This is a genomic window from Nesterenkonia sp. YGD6, assembly GCF_022565895.1.
In the GTDB taxonomy this organism is placed as follows: domain Bacteria; phylum Actinomycetota; class Actinomycetes; order Actinomycetales; family Micrococcaceae; genus Nesterenkonia.
The window spans coordinates 151,274-165,767 of the sequence record NZ_JAJOYY010000005.1 but is presented as its reverse complement, the minus strand read 5'-3'; the positions used below and the strand labels follow the sequence as shown (position 1 = coordinate 165,767).

The following is a 14,494-nucleotide window of genomic DNA, read 5'->3' as shown; positions in this document are numbered from 1 at the left end:
TCACACCGAAACGGTAGAATGGCACGCAGACCACGGCCGGGCCCCAAGGGGGCACGGCCGTGAGACCAGGATACCGAACCGAGATCCGTGCCAGACCCAGAGGGGACCGAACCGACGTGGCTGAGTCCAAGCACCGCAAGAACCGCAGGACGCGCGACAAGACCGAGACGAAGAAGTCTCCGCTGAACGACGCCGATCCCAAGGAGGTCAAGGACCTCGAACTCGAGGACGACTCGTTGCCGCTCTGGTACCGGGCGACGATGATCGGGCTGATGATCCTGGGCCTGCTCTGGCTGATCGTCTGGTACATCACCCAGGGCGCCGCCCCGTTGCAGGCCGCCGGCGGCTGGAACGTCATCATCGGCTTCGGCATCACCATGGTCGGCTTCTTCATGACGATGCGCTGGAAGTAGTGCGTCGAGGCATCGACGATGAACTGATGTGAGGACCTAGCGGGGCCGCCGGGTCGCCGTCGTCCTGGCCTTGCGGGTCAGCTCATCGATCGGCTGGGCAGACCCGGCCGGATCGATCTGCGGCTGGATCGTCTCGGCGTAGCGGTTCTGAACGGCCTGCGCGATCAGGAAGTCCGCGATCGCCGGGTTCTTCGGCAGCAGCGACCCGTGCAGGTAGCTGCCCACGATGTTCTTCCGGCGCGCGCCCTCGTGTGAATCCCGGGCGTTGTTCCCCTCGCCCTTGGTGACCCGTGCCAGCGGCTGGACCTCAGGCCCGAGATAGGTCTGTCCGGAGTGGTTCTCGTAGCCGAGGATCTCGCCGAACTCCTTGGACTCGGCCACCACATTGCCGATCAGCCGGGTGTCGGTGCCCTCGGTTCTCAGGTCCAGGAGGCCCACGCCCTTGATCTCCCGGCCCTCCCGGGTGCGGAAGGAGTGCCCGAAGAGCTGGTACAGACCGCAGATCATCAGCATCGGGGTGCCGTCCTCGGCCAGGGCGTGGAGCTTGTCACCGATCCGCAGCAGGTCCTGCTGGATCTTGTCCTGACCGCTGTCCTGACCGCCGCCGCCGATGACGATGTCGACCTGCTCCGGGAACTCATCCTCCGGGTCGTAGCTGTGCAGGATCGGCTCATAGCCGCGCCACTGCAGACGTCGCTGGAGCACCAGCGCATTGCCGAAGTCTCCATAGATGTTCATGTCCCGGGGATAGAGCTGGAGCACGTGGATGGGCTTGGACTCTGCCATCAGAAGGCCTCGACTTCGGTATAGGCGCCAAGCCGCTTTCGCAGCCCGAGCATGGCGGTGTAGGTGCAGAAGATCCGAGCCGGCTTCCCGGGGTTCTCGTCGAGGAAGCGGGTGAGCGCGAGCGACAGGTCAGGCTCCACCGCGTCGAAGTCGACCTCGTCATATTTCAGCCGCAGAGCCATGTCGTAGGCGCGCACTCCGGAGATCATCCGCACGCCCTCCTCCGCGAGCGAGGCGAACTCCACGTCCCAGAGCCAGCTCATGTCCCGGCCGTCGGCGTAGTTGTCGTTGATCGCGATCATCGTGGCCACACCGCCGGCAGGGAAGGAGCTCAGTCCGAGCCGGAAGCCGGAGGGGTTCTTCACCAGCACCAGGTCCAGCGGACGTCCCTGCACGGTGAGGCTCTCGCCACGTCCGAAGGCCGGAGAGACCTTGGAGAGGGAGTCGATGAGCGCCGGAGGGTCCACGGTGTCGCCCAGCGCCTGGCGGACCACCGCCATCGCGGCCGCAGCGTTGAAGGTGTTGTAGGCGCCGTTGACGGTCAGTGAGGTGGTCACCGACTCACCGTCGACGGTGAACCGGCCACCGCCCTCGATGAGCTCTTCGAGGACGACATCGGCGTGCGGGTGATCCGCCGCGCTCGCGGGTCCTGAGTGGAAGTCATCGTCGCTGGGGAAGTGTCCGCGCAGCGACTCGCTGAGGCCGAAGTAGTCGACCCGCTGGGCGCCAAGGGTCTCAGCGATGGCCCGGACCCGGGGGTCCTCACGGTTGAGCACCACGGCCTCGACCGTGTGCTGGGCGATGGTGCGCAGCATCCCTGCGGTGGTGTCGATCTCCCCGAAACGGTCCAGCTGATCACGCATGACATTGAGCAGCAGGCTGTGGTTGGGGCGCACCGCCTTGACGAAGTGCACCGCGTGGGCCTCATCGAGCTCCAGCACCGCGATGTCGGCGTCGAGCTTCCCGGAGAGCTTGACCTCTTCGAGGATCGAGGCGACGACGCCGCGGGTGAAGTTGGAGCCGCTGCGGTTGGTGAAGACCTTCAACCCCTGGCCCTGCAGCAGCTCCACGACCATCTTGGTGGTCGTGGTCTTCCCGTTGGTCCCCGACACGACGATGACCCCGCGCGGGAGCCGGTGCAGCGTGCGGGCGAGGAAATGCGGGTCGAGCTTCTCGACGACCAGTCCTGGGAAGGCCGACCCGCCGCCGCCGCGCAGCTTCGTCACGGTGCGGGCGGCCCGACCGATGAGCACCGAGCCGGCCGAGCCCAGAGCCGTGCCGAGGGTTCGCGGTGAGAAGGAGAGTCTGGACATGGCGCTGATTATTTCATCTCATTTCTGGGGTGCCGCGCAGGTCGGTGCCGCGCGGTGGTCGAGGAGGTGGTCCTGGTGGCGGTCCGTGAGGCGTCTCAGTCGCCGTCGCCACCGTCACCGTTGCCACCGTTGCCGTTCGTGTCCTCCGAGTCTGCTGAGTCGTCGTCCGCGTTTCCCGGGGATTCCTCGGTGTCGCCGTTGGATCCGCCGTTCGCCTCAGGGGATTCCTCCTCTGCGGGGGACTCCTCGGGTGCTTCGGAGTCTTCGTCCGCTGCGTCTTCGTCCTCGTTGCCGGACTCGGCTCCGCCATCGTCGGCTTCCTCAGCGTCCTCACTGGGGGACTCCTCGGGGTCTTCCCTGGGGGATTCACGGTTGTCGCCGTCATCGGTGTCCGGCTCGGGCGCCTCTTCCTCTTCCGGCTCCGGGTCAGGCTCCGGCTCCGGGTCAGGCTCCGGCGCGGGAGCGGGAGCGGGAGCCGGCTCCGGGGCGACCGCGACGACCAGCGTCACGGTGGAGCGCTGCGGGATGGTGTCTCCGGCGACGACGGACGCGCCGCCCACCCGCTGGCCGACGACGGTGTCCTCGGCGTAGTCGGTGCGCTCATCTTCGACGATGGCCACGCTGAGCCCGAGGTTCTCGAGGATCGTCTGGGCCTCGGTGCGGGTGCGGTTGAAGACTCCCGGCATCTCCACCAGACCGGTGGAGAGCACCAGATCCACCTCGGATCCTGGCGCCACCGAGGAACCGGCTTCCGGGTCGGTGCTGATCAGCATGTCTTCCTCGATGCTGGGGTGATTCTCCTGGCTGATCTCGCCGACCTCCAGGCCCACCTCGTCCAGCGCCTCACGCACCTCCTCCTCGGAGGAGCCCTGCAGACCGTCGGGGATGCGCACGCTCTGCGGCCCGGTGGAGATGTAGAGCACCACGGCGCTGTCAGGAGCCACCGCGGTCTCTGCCTCGGGGTCGGTGCGGATCGCTAGGTCTTCCTCGATCTCGGGGTGAGCCTCCGTCTCCACGGTGGGGTTCAGGTTCAGCGCGGTCAGCTCCGCCCGCGCGTCCTCCTCGGTCATCCCGGTCACATCGGGGATGGAGACCTCGGGGCTGTCGAGCATGTTCATCAGCGCCCAGGTGCCGCCGCCTGCCAGCGCGAGGATCAGCAGCGTCCAGATCAGGATCAGGCCGCCACGACGACGACGCGGTCGTTCCTGAGGCTGGTCGTGGCTCTGATAGAGGTCGGGGTCCTCCGGGGTGCGCGCGGAGAGCTGGGTGGCCGGTGCGACGCCGCCGGCGGCGAGGACCTGATTGAAGTCCTGCCGGCCGCCGATGGCCGCCATCGCCGCGGTGGGGTGGTCGTCGTCGTCCACGCCGATGCCGATCAGCGCCTTCTGGATGGCCTGGTTGAACTCCTCGGCGGTCTGGAACCGGAACGCGGGATCCTTGGTCAGGGCCTTGCCGACCACTGACTCCATCGCCGGGCTGACCTGGTGGTTGAAGTCGCTCACCAACGGTGGGGCCTCGCGCACATGCTGGTAGGCCACCGAGACGGGGGACTCGCCCTGGAAGGGCGGACGGTTGGTCAGCAGCTCGAAGAGCACGCAGCCGGCCGAGTAGAGATCCGACCGGTGGTCCACCACTTCGCCGCGCGCCTGCTCAGGGGAGAGGTACTGGGCGGTGCCGACCACGGCGGAGGTCTGGGTCATGGTCGACGCGGAGTCAGCCAGGGCTCGGGCGATCCCGAAGTCCATCACCTTGATCTGTCCGGTCTGGGAGACCATCACATTGGAGGGCTTGATGTCGCGGTGGACGATGCCCTTCTCGTGGCTGTAGCCCAGTGCGCCGAGGATCCCGTGCATATAGCCGGCCGTCTCCCGCTCGGAGAGCGGCTTGTTCAGCGCATGGTCGATCTTCGACTGCAGCTGGGAGCCGACCTGCGCGGCGGGGAGGTGGTCCTCGCCGTCGTGGACCCGGCCCGTGTCGCCCAGGGCCAGGACGTCGTCGTCGGGCTCACCGGGTGCCGGTGCATGGTTCGTCTCCCCGGCGATCCGGGTCTGCTCATCATCGACGTCTGCGGTGTCGGTGATGCGCGGAGTGCCATGCAGGATATGGCGCAGGGTGACCCCGTCGACGTATTCCATGACGATGTAGGGAGTCTTGATCTCGTGGTGCGCCTGGTCCTCGACCTCGGCGCGGCCGGAGTCATACACCGCCACGATGTTGGGGTGGTTCAGCGAGGCCGACGACTGGCCCTCGCGGCGGAAGCGGCCCTGGAACTGGGGATCACGGGCCAGGTCGGGGCGCAGCATCTTGACCGCGACCTGGCGATCCAGCGTGAGGTCATGGCCCAGGTAGACATCAGCCATCCCGCCGCGTCCGATCAACGAGGTGATTCGGTAGCGGTTGTTGAGGACGCGCTCAGCAGTCTCGGTCATATGTCGGTTCCTGTCTCCGATCCTGGCCCATCCTCGGCTGAGAAGCCAGCCCGATCGGGATCCTCGGTGCCCTCGGCACCGGATTCGCCACCGGCCTGCCCGTCCTGGGGTGACTCGTCCTCGACCACGTCGGACTCCGTCGGCTCCGGCTGGGTCGCCTCGGGGTCCTCAGCCTCGTCCTGGTCCTCGGGCGAGGGGGATGGGGCGGGAGTCGGCGTGGGGGCCGGGGAGGTGTCCTGCTCGGGCTCCTCCTCCTGCTGACCGGTGCCGTTCTGCCCGTCGCCGTCCTGCTGGTCCTGGCCGTTCTGACCCTGATCGTTCTGGCCGGGGGCCGGGTCCTGGTTCTCAGGCACGGTGTCGTTCGAGACGGCGGAGTAGAACACGGTGACCGTCGACCCCGCCGGGACGCTGCCCGACGGTGCCACCCCGGTGACCACGCCCGTGGGCTCGCCTGACTCCACGGGTTCGGCCTGGACCTGGAGCCCAGCGTCCTGCAGCCGTGCGGTGACCTCCTCCAGGGAGAGTCCCAGGAAGTCGCTCTCGGAGATCTCGACCATCTCGGCGCCGGGGATGAAGGTCTCGGTGACCGTCGGCGTCGGGCTCGGCTCGTCCTCGCCGCCGTTGCCGCCGAACCGCGGGAACAGCCACGAGCCGATCAGGGCCAGCAGGACCAGCAACAGCAGTGCGATGAGCGGCCAGTACCACCGTCGACCCCCATGGAGTCGGCGCGGCTCCTTCTCCGCTCCGGCCTCCGAGCCAGCCGTGGGCGCGCCGGGGCGCGGGTGTGCGCCGCCGGCCGCGGCGGGGGCGGCTCCCTGCTGGGCAGTGTGCTCGGCGGCCTCGGCAGGCTGCTCCGGCGTGCGCGCCGACGGGGCCCGGCTGCTGCCGGGGACGACGGCGGTCGGTGTGGTGTCGGTTCGTGGGATGGCGGTGGTCGCGTCCGCGTCGGGCTCGGCGCCGTCCATATGGGCTGCCATGGCGGGAACTGCCTTCAGCGCAGACTCCGTGTCATGGCGCAGCAGGGCGTCGGCTGCTTCGGCGAGCTTGGTCGCGGTGAGCGGTCGCTTGCTGGGGTCCTTCTCCAGCATCGACATGATCAGCGCCCGCACCGGCTCAGGGACGGTGTCCGGCAGCGCCGGCGGCGGCTCGTTGACCTGTTTCAGCGCGATGGCGATCTGCGATTCGCCGGTGAACGGGCGGTGCCCGACCAGCGCTTCATAGCCGATGATGCCCAGTGCGTAGATGTCCGAGGAGCCGGTGGCGTGCTGGCCGGTGGCCTGCTCCGGGGAGAGGTACTGGACCGTGCCCATCACCTGTCCGGTGGCGGTCAGCGGCACCTGATCAGCCAGTCGGGCGATGCCGAAGTCGGTGATCTTCACCCGCCGGGTGGGGGTGATCAGCAGGTTGCCGGGTTTGACGTCGCGGTGGACCAGGCCCTGGTCATGGGCGACCTGCAGGGCGCGGCCGGTCTGGGCGAGGATCGAGAGGGTCTTCTCCCAGGAGAGCGTCTTGTCCGTCTCGAGCAGGACCGAGAGCGGGCGTCCCGGCACGAGCTCCATGACCAGGTAGCCGGAGCCGGACTGTTCGCCGTAGTCGTAGATGTCAGCGATGCCGGGGTGGTTCAGCAGGGCGGTGTGGCGCGCCTCGGCGCGGAACCGACGCAGGAACGCCTCGTCCCCGGTGTACTCCTCCTTGAGGATCTTGATCGCCACGGTGCGTCCGAGTACCTGGTCAGAGGCCTTCCAGACCTCGCCCATGCCGCCGATGGCGATGCGTTCGGTGAGCTGGTAGCGCTCACCCATCAGGATGCCGACCACGGGCCTCATTCGATCGCCGCCTCGAGCATGGTCAGCAGCTGCGGTCCGGTGAGCGAAGATCCGGTGTCGAAGTCGATCCGCTCGTAGGCCACGGTCACCGCATACTGCGGGTCGTCGGCGGGGGCGAAGCCGGTGATCCAGGAGTTCACCTCTCCGGTGTCGCCGACGTCTGCCGTGCCGGTCTTGGCCGCGACCTGGAAGCTCTCGGTCTGCGCGCGGGTGCCCGTGCCGGACTCGACGACCCCGACCATCATCTCGGTGATCTCGTCTGCCACCTGCTCCGAGGTGACCTCGGAGAGCGTCTCTGGTTCGGAGGTGGAGAGCAGCTGCAGGTCGGAGCCACGGATCGCGTTGACCAGGTTGGGCTTCATCAGGGTGCCGTCGTTGGCGATGGCGGCGGCGACCATGTTCATCTGCAGCGGGGTGGAGGTGACGTCGAACTGGCCGATGGAGGACTGGGCCAGGGCGGCGTCGGAGAGGTCGGTGGGGAAGTTCGAGGTGTCCACGCGCAGCGGGATGCCCAGGCCATCGGAGTTGAACCCGAAGGCCTCGGCGCTGTCCCTGATCGAGCCCTCGCCGAGGTCCATGGCGGCCTGCGCGAAGGGCGTGTTGCAGGACTGCGCCACGATCCACGAGAGCTCCGCCTGGGAACGCTGCGCGCAGATGCCGCGATCGAAGTTCGCCAGCTCGGTGTTCGAATCCGGCAGCGTGATCGAGTTCGGGTTGGCCAGGATCGTGTCCGGCTCGTAGTCCCCGGACTCCAGCATCGCCACCAGATCGACGAGCTTGAAGGTGGAGCCGGGGGCGAGGGTGCTGGAGATGGCCCGGGAGATGTAGCGCAGATCCGGGTCGGACTCCAGCTCCTCCTGGTTCTGGATCAGTTGGGTGGAGTCCTGCACGGCGAGAGCATTGTTGTCATAGCTGGGCTTGGCGGCCATGGCCTTGATGTCGCCGGTGGCGATCTCGGTGACGATGATGCTTCCGCGGGTCCCCTCGGGGATCTGGTCGTAGGCGAGCTGCTGCAGCTCGGCGTCGAGGGTCAGCTCGACCTGACCGCCGTCCATCGTGTCGCCGGTGAACACCGAGGTGATCCGGTCGAAGAACTGGCTGTCGGACTGCCCCGAGAGGTACTCGTTGAGCGTGCCCTCCAGTCCGGTGGGGTTCGCGGCGATGGAGTAGGTGCCGGTGATCCCGGAGTAGAGCTCGGGCTCGTGGTAGACCCGCTGGTAGGCGAAGCTGGAGTTCTCCGAGGGGACGGATTCCGCGACGGCGGTGCCGTCCACCGTGATCGCGCCGCGCGGGGCTCCGCGGTCCTCATAGACCTGCCGCACGTTGTTGGGGTTGGCATTGAGCTCATCGGTCATCGCCACCTGGATGATGGAGAGCGCGACGAAGAGCGTGAGGAACAGGCCCACCGCGACGACCCAGGTGTGACGAATGGCGTTGTTCATCTCGTCGTCCCTCCCTGCTCAGCTGGCACATGGTCGATGCCGGTGTGGTCGTCGTCGTGGCGGTCATGGTGGTCGGGCTGTCGGTGCGCACCGTGCCGGTGGACGGCGGTCTCGCGTGCCCCCGGCCCGTCGGAGTGCAGTCGCGACTCGATGCCGGAGGAGGATTCCCCGGTCGCGTTGACCATCGGTCCCACGATCACCGGCTGCCGGGCGGAGTGGGAGATCAGCAGCACCAGCGCCACGATCAGCCAGTTAGCCAACAGCGCGGAGCCGCCTGCGGCAAGGAAGGGCGTGGCCAGTCCGGTCAGCGGGATGACTCGGGTGATGCCTCCGACGACGACGAAGACCTGCAGCACCAGGACGACGGCGAGGCCCACGGCGAGCAGCTTGCCGAAGGTGTCGCGGGTTCCGAGCCCGGCGCGCATGTAGCGGCTGAAGAGCAGAAGGTAGAGCAGCAGCATGGCGGAGAGCCCGATGAAGCCGAGCTCCTCGCCGAAGGCGGCGATGATCATGTCCGAGTTGGCCAGCGAGACCATGTTCGGGTTGCCCGAGCCCAGGCCGGTGCCGGCGAGTCCGCCGTGCGCCATGCCGAACAGGCCCTGCACCACCTGGTGGGAGCCGCCGAAGGCGCGTTCGTAGATGTCCTGGTCGAAGGCGTTGAGCCAGATCTCGACCCGGTCGCGGAAGTGGGACACGAACCGATAGGCCAGGGCGGCGCCGATGAGCATGAAGACCGAGCCGATCGCGATCCAGGAGAACCGGGAGGTGGCCACGTAGATCACGGCGACGAAGAGGCCGAAGAACATCAGCGCGTTCCCGAGGTCGTTCTGCACCACGAGCACGCCGATGGCGATGATCCAGGCGATGAACATCGGGGCGAGGTCACGCAGCCGGGGGAAGGTCACGGGCCCGAACTTCCGGCCCGCCAGCAGGATCAGATCGCGGTTGTTGGCGAGGAATCCGGCGAAGAACACAGCCAGGGTGATCTTGGCGATCTCGCTGGGCTGGAAGGACAGCGGGCCGAGGTTCACCCAGATCCGGGCGCCGTGCAGCTCCTGGCCCACTCCCGGCACGATCGGAAGGAAGAGCAGCACGACGCTGGCCGCCAAGGAGATGTAGGTCAGCTGCCGGAGCCGACGGTGGTCCTTGAGCAGCCACAGCAGCGCCACGGCGGCCACGATCGAGACCCCGGTCCACATCAGCTGCCGATCGGCGACCCCGGAGTAGGCGGGGGTGAAGTCGAGCCGGTGGATCATCGCGAGGCCCAGCCCGTTGAGGGTCACCACGATGGGAAGGATGAAGGGGTCCGCGTACTTCGCGCGCAGCCGCAGGACCACATGGAAGGCGAGGACCAGTCCGGCGAAGACGGCGCCTTCGACGTAATAGTCGGCGGTGATCGGCTCGTCGAGGGCGAGCGCGACCAGCATCTGGGCGCCGATCGCCACAGTCAGGGCCATCAGGAGCAGCACCAGCTCGAGATTCCTGCGGGGCTTGTACACCTGCTGAGATGCTGCGTTCACTGGTCACCTCCCTGATTCTCGGCTGGCTGGTCCTGGGCTGGCTGATCCTCCGCGGGATCCTCGGCCGTCTCATCGGCGGGCTCGTCGGCCTCATCCGCCCCCGGCTCGTCCTCCGGGCCGGGTTCGTCCTGCTCGGCATTGGCGGTGGCCATGGCGCGCAGCTGGCTGACGATGTGTTCCGCGTGATCACGGTCGTCGGCGGCGATGCCTCGCTCGATCCGCTCCTGGTGGTACTGGGTGAGGTCTCCCAGGGCGATATCGGCGTGTTCGTCGACCTCGGAGAGCCTGATCGGCCCCAGGGACTGGGAGACGCCGCTGTAGATGGCGACCTCGCCCTGGTCCTCTCCGACGTAGTACTGGGTCTGGGTCCAGACGTACCCCAGGAAGGTGACGACGGCGACCAGCACGGCCAGCAGCGCCACAAAGGTGGGCAGGAACCAGGAGCTGCGTCGTCGAGTCGTCTCCAACGCGTCGAGCTCCTCCTCATCGAGGACCAGCTCCTCCTCCTGGATGCTCTCGGGCTCCTCGGCGAGTCCGGCGCCGGCCCGGTGCGGCCCGTCGTCACTGGGGGCCTGCGCCGCGGATGAGTCCGGATCACGTGGAGCCGGCTGATCGGCGGAGGGTTCAGCGGATTCGGGGTCGGTCGCGCCAGCGGGGTCAGCGGGGTCGGAGGCACCGACGGCGGCGCCTGAGTCGGCCCCGGTCTCGTCTGCTTCGCCGCTGGCCGCGGCGGGGTCGTGCGGATGCTCCTCGAGCAGCTCGGAGTAGGTGTGGCGCACGGGACGCAGCGGCTGGCCGGTGAGCAGCGAGGCCATCGGGTGCTCATCCACATTGCGCGCGACCACGGGAATCGTGCCGGTGTCGGCTGCCTTGTTGGCGGCGCCGACCAGCAGGTGCGGACGCGCTCCGAGCTTCTTGCGCACCATGGCGGCCGACAGCGGGGAGAGCGAGTCCTCGTCGTCGTGGGCGGAGAAGGCCTCGGAGTTGACCACTGGGACCACGTCGAGCTCCATGGTCGCGTCGGCTCCGCCGTAGTTGTGGGAGGCGGCGGCCACGGCGGCCTCGCTGAGCGGCAGTTCGTTGCTCGGTGCAAGGGCGGCCTCATCGGCCTCCACGACCTCCAGGCAGACCACTGTCACATTGTCCGGGGCGCCTCCGCCGAGGGTCAGGTCGACAAGGTCATCGACGATCGACTCCAGGGTCTGGGTGGAGCGCAGCTTCTGTTCGATCAGCCGTTCGGAGACGACGGCGTTGAGCCCGTCTGAGCAGAGCAGCCAGCGTTCACCGGCCTCCAGCGGGAAGGAGGTGATGTCCAGCTCGGGTGAGGCATCGACATCGCCGAGCACGCGCATCAGCACGTTCTTGTGCGGGTGGTGCTCGGCCTGGTCTGGATCCAGCCGGCCTTCGTCGACCAGTCGCTGGACGAAGGTGTGGTCCTTGCTGACCTGCCGGAACCGTCCACGCTTGAGCCGGTAGGCGCGGGAGTCACCGATGTGGGCGAACTGCAGCCGTTCCTGGGTGATCAGCAGCGAGGTGATGGTGGTGCCCATCCCGGCGAGCTTCGGGTTGGCCTTGACCAGCTTGTTCAAGAAGGAGTTCGCGGTCTGGATCTCATCCGGCAGCACCGTCTCGGGGTCCGCGAACCCGCGCGTGTCCAGGTGCGCGAGGTCCAGCACCGTGGAGGCGGAGGCGACGTCGCCGCCGGCGTGGCCGCCCATGCCGTCTGCGACCACGGCGAAATAGCGGCCCGCGTAGCCGGAGTCGTCGTTCTTGGAGCGCACGGCACCGGTGTCGGAGCGCGCTGCGAAGCGGAATACCAGAGCCACGGGCTAGGTCCTCAGCTCCAGGACGGTCTTGCCGATGCGGATCCGGTCCCCGGGCTCGACCGTGGAGGCGCGGGTCAGCTGCTCCTCACCGAGCCAGGTGCCGTTGGTGGAGCCCAGGTCTTCGAGGAACCAGCGGGAACCCTGCGGGAAGAGCCGGGCGTGCTTGCCGGAGGCGTAGTCGTCATCGAGCACCAGGGTGCATTCCTGTGCCCGGCCCATCATGATCGAGGCTGAGCCGAGCGGGAGCTCGGTCCCGGCCAGGGGGCCCTCGCTGACCAGCAGGCGTCGGGGTCGCGGACGCGGAGTGGGGCCGCTGTGGTTGCTGCCGGCGGGGGCGGGGGGTCCGCTGCGCGGGGCCGGTGCAGCGTGTGGGGCGGCGGCCCGGGCCCGTGAGCGCTTGGAGATGGTCATGTCCCGGCCCTGCGCTCCGATGATCGAGAGGATCAGGATCCAGAGCAGCAGCAGCAGCCCGAACTGCAGCACCGTGACAGCGAGTTCACTCATGTGTAGGCGTCCTTCAGCTCTGGCGGAAGCGCATGCGCGCGTTGCCGAGCGAGATCAGGGCGCCGTCGATGAGCTGCACCTTGGGCGTGTCACCGGTGAGCTGCTCCCCGTCCACATAGGAGCCGTTGGTGGTGCCCAGGTCACGGGCGTACCACGCGCCGCCGGAGCGGAAGAGCTCCAGGTGCTTGCGCGAGACCCCGGTGTCGGGAACGGTGACATCGGCCGAGGTGGAGCGCCCGATCACGGTGGAGTCCGGGCGCAGCGGGTAGGTCTGCTCCTCATACTCCAGGCTCGCCGTGGGCTGCGGGGCAGGAGCTGATGTCGGCGCGGGCGGAGGGGTGACCGTGGGCTGGGACATCGTGGCCGGAAGCGGGGCGGCGGCGCTGGGGCCGGCTGCCGGGGAGGACTGCTGGGGCGCGACGGGGCTGGCCAGCGGGTCCTTGTCGGTGCGCGACTCGATGCTGAGCTGACCGCGCTTGAGCTCGGTGTTCTTCACGAAGGTCGCCTTCACCGGGCCCAGCAGGGTGTACCCCTGGGATTCGGCGTGGCGCAGGATCTCCTCGCAGAGCTCCTCGGCCAGGGCGACGCCATATTTCTTGGCCTCGCTGAAGTCCTCGCCGGCGAGCCGGACCTTGTACAGGTTCGGTGCCAGGTGCTGGCCCTCGGCGATGGTCTTGGACTCTCGGTCCATATGACGGCGTACGGCGGTGGCGATCTCCACGGGTCCGAGACTCCCTCCTCGTCCTGAGAAGGCACCGCGGACGGCCTTTTCGATGCCGTGTTCAAGCTTGTCTAGCAGTCCCACCGGCACCTCCTTCTACTGATGAATGTGTGCCCAGCCTTGAAACGGCTGCGTGCTGAACTGGGCAATAAGTCCAGAGTCTACTGTCTCACCCCTGCACCGTGCCGCCCAGTGGCTCCTCCCGCAGGGCCTCAATGGCGGGACGGGGCTGTGACCCTTGCCACAGTCTTACCAGGGGTGCTACTTTCTTCTCACCGTGAGAGCGCTCTCACAAGACGGCTTGGGGACTCGCTCGCACCTCATATCGAAGGAGATTTCTGTGATGAGGACTACTGATCACGCGGAGGAGAACACCTCCGCAGCCGCCCACCCGGGGCGTCGGCCAGGCTCGGCCCGAGGCGCGCATCGCCGCGCCCATGTGCTGCGGGGCATCGCGCTCACCTCCGGCCTGGCGCTCGCCCTGACCGCCTGCGGAGGTGCCGCCGGCGGGGACGACGACGGCGGCGTGGCCGAGGGGGAGGACGTCAGCTTGAGCGTGACCACCTTCAACGAGTTCGGCTATGAGGAGCTCTTCACCGAGTACGAGGAGCTCAACGAGAACGTCACCATCGAGCACAACAAGATCGACACCGCAGAGAACGCCCGTGATTCGCTGCGCAACAGCCTCGGCGCCGGGCAGGGCGCCTCGGACATCGAGCCCTTGGAGGTGGACTGGCTCGCCGAGTTCAAGCAGTACCCGGACCGCTTCGAGGACCTCTCGGATCCCGAGGTCGAGGGCCGGTGGCTCGATTGGAAGTACGAGGATGCTCTGCTCGAGGACGGCAGCCTCATCGGCTACGGCACCGACAGCGGTCCGCAGGCCGTCTGTTACCGGGCGGACCTGTTCGAGGAGGCCGGGCTGCCCACCGACCGTGACGAGGTGGCCGACTTCCTCGGAGACACCTGGGAGGACTACTTCGCGGCCGGCCGGGAGTTCGTGGCTGAGTCCGACTCCGCCTGGTACTCCGGTTCCGACAACGTCTGGCAGGGCATGATCAACCAGGTCGAGGTGCCCTTCCAGGATGCGGAGGGCGAGGTCATCGCCGATACGAATCCCGAGGTGAAGGACCTCTACGACCAGCTGCTCGAGGCCTCGGTTCAGGACGAGCTCTCGGCGGGTCTGACCCAGTGGAGCGGCGACTGGTCTGACGCCTTCCAGCGCGAGGAGACCTTCGCCACCATGATGTGCCCGGGCTGGATGCTGGGCATCATCGAGGGCAACGCCGCGGAGGTCGAGGGCTGGGACATTGCCAACACCTTCCCGGGCGGCGGCGCCAACTGGGGCGGCTCATATCTGACCGTGCCGTCGCAGGGAGACAACGTCGAGGCGGCCAAGGAGCTGGCAGCCTGGCTCACCGCTCCGGAGCAGCAGCTGAAGGCCTTCGAGGTTGTCAACGCGTTCCCATCCACCGGGGAGGCGCTGGAGTCCGAGGAGCTGCTCTCAGCCACCAATGAGTTCTTCAACGACGCTCCCACCGGCGAGATCCTGGCCGAACGCGCCGAGGCTGTGGAGACCCAGCCGCTGAAGGGCACCGAGTACCTGACCATCAATGTGGCGATCCAGGACGCGATCAACCGGGTCGACGTCGACGGCTCCGACGATCCGGAGTCCTCCTGGCAGAAGTTCGTCAACGACATGGAAGCCCTGCGCTGA

The 14,494-nt window shown here is 67.9% G+C and carries 11 protein-coding genes; 2 read left to right on the top strand and 9 right to left on the bottom strand.

Features of this window, described 5'->3' with window-relative positions; genetic code table 11:
- The first annotated feature begins 116 nt into the window (after positions 1–116).
- Positions 117–413, top strand: a complete 297-nt coding sequence (locus LTI14_RS09620) for a cell division protein CrgA (protein ID WP_241476378.1) — start codon at positions 117–119, stop codon at positions 411–413.
- A 36-nt stretch (positions 414–449) separates the two neighbouring features.
- Here the strand turns inward: LTI14_RS09620 and LTI14_RS09615 are convergent, their stop codons facing one another.
- From LTI14_RS09615 to LTI14_RS09570, 9 genes are all read right to left on the bottom strand, one after another.
- The gene (locus LTI14_RS09615; protein WP_241476377.1) at positions 450–1,199 is read right to left on the bottom strand and encodes a type 1 glutamine amidotransferase; all 750 of its coding nucleotides are present in this window, start codon (positions 1,197–1,199) and stop codon (positions 450–452) included.
- Positions 1,199–2,512 (bottom strand): Mur ligase family protein, encoded by a 1,314-nt coding sequence (locus LTI14_RS09610; protein ID WP_241476376.1) that lies wholly within the window; start codon positions 2,510–2,512, stop codon positions 1,199–1,201. Before LTI14_RS09610 ends, LTI14_RS09615 begins: the two co-directional genes overlap by 1 nt.
- Positions 2,513–2,607: 95 nt before the next feature.
- Positions 2,608–4,941: a protein kinase domain-containing protein gene (locus tag LTI14_RS13095; protein ID WP_274616089.1), complete on the bottom strand. Its 2,334-nt coding sequence runs from the start codon at positions 4,939–4,941 to the stop codon at positions 2,608–2,610.
- A complete protein-coding gene (locus LTI14_RS09595) occupies positions 4,938–6,767 on the bottom strand; it encodes a protein kinase domain-containing protein (RefSeq protein WP_241476375.1) in 1,830 nt (609 codons plus the stop codon). Before LTI14_RS09595 ends, LTI14_RS13095 begins: the two co-directional genes overlap by 4 nt.
- Positions 6,764–8,209, bottom strand: a complete 1,446-nt coding sequence (locus tag LTI14_RS09590; protein ID WP_241476374.1) for a penicillin-binding transpeptidase domain-containing protein — start codon at positions 8,207–8,209, stop codon at positions 6,764–6,766. The genes LTI14_RS09595 and LTI14_RS09590 overlap by 4 nt, the downstream gene beginning before the upstream one ends.
- On the bottom strand, positions 8,206–9,666 hold the full coding sequence (locus LTI14_RS09585) for an FtsW/RodA/SpoVE family cell cycle protein (protein WP_241476465.1): 1,461 nt from the start codon (positions 9,664–9,666) through the stop codon (positions 8,206–8,208). Before LTI14_RS09585 ends, LTI14_RS09590 begins: the two co-directional genes overlap by 4 nt.
- Positions 9,667–9,725: 59 nt before the next feature.
- Positions 9,726–11,555: a PP2C family protein-serine/threonine phosphatase gene (locus LTI14_RS09580; protein WP_241476373.1), complete on the bottom strand. Its 1,830-nt coding sequence runs from the start codon at positions 11,553–11,555 to the stop codon at positions 9,726–9,728.
- A 3-nt stretch (positions 11,556–11,558) separates the two neighbouring features.
- On the bottom strand, positions 11,559–12,059 hold the full coding sequence (locus LTI14_RS09575) for an FHA domain-containing protein FhaB/FipA (RefSeq protein WP_241465656.1): 501 nt from the start codon (positions 12,057–12,059) through the stop codon (positions 11,559–11,561).
- 13 nt (positions 12,060–12,072) lie between these two features.
- Positions 12,073–12,864, bottom strand: a complete 792-nt coding sequence (locus LTI14_RS09570) for an FhaA domain-containing protein (RefSeq protein ID WP_241476372.1) — start codon at positions 12,862–12,864, stop codon at positions 12,073–12,075.
- Between the two features lie 259 nt (positions 12,865–13,123).
- Here LTI14_RS09570 and LTI14_RS09565 point away from each other — a divergent pair, with 259 nt between their 5' ends.
- On the top strand, positions 13,124–14,494 hold the full coding sequence (locus LTI14_RS09565) for an ABC transporter substrate-binding protein (RefSeq protein ID WP_274616124.1): 1,371 nt from the start codon (positions 13,124–13,126) through the stop codon (positions 14,492–14,494).

Bases quoted from the DNA above. Each gene is read 5' to 3' on its own strand.
- LTI14_RS09575 (WP_241465656.1), bottom strand. From the start codon at position 12,059: ATGAGTGAACTCGCTGTCACGGTGCTGCAGTTCGGGCTGCTGCTGCTG.
- LTI14_RS09565 (WP_274616124.1), top strand. From the start codon at position 13,124: ATGAGGACTACTGATCACGCGGAGGAGAACACCTCCGCAGCCGCCCAC.
- LTI14_RS09585 (WP_241476465.1), bottom strand. From the start codon at position 9,666: ATGGCCCTGACTGTGGCGATCGGCGCCCAGATGCTGGTCGCGCTCGCC.
- LTI14_RS09590 (WP_241476374.1), bottom strand. From the start codon at position 8,209: ATGAACAACGCCATTCGTCACACCTGGGTCGTCGCGGTGGGCCTGTTC.
- LTI14_RS09595 (WP_241476375.1), bottom strand. From the start codon at position 6,767: ATGAGGCCCGTGGTCGGCATCCTGATGGGTGAGCGCTACCAGCTCACC.
- LTI14_RS13095 (WP_274616089.1), bottom strand. From the start codon at position 4,941: ATGACCGAGACTGCTGAGCGCGTCCTCAACAACCGCTACCGAATCACC.
- LTI14_RS09615 (WP_241476377.1), bottom strand. From the start codon at position 1,199: ATGGCAGAGTCCAAGCCCATCCACGTGCTCCAGCTCTATCCCCGGGAC.
- LTI14_RS09610 (WP_241476376.1), bottom strand. From the start codon at position 2,512: ATGTCCAGACTCTCCTTCTCACCGCGAACCCTCGGCACGGCTCTGGGC.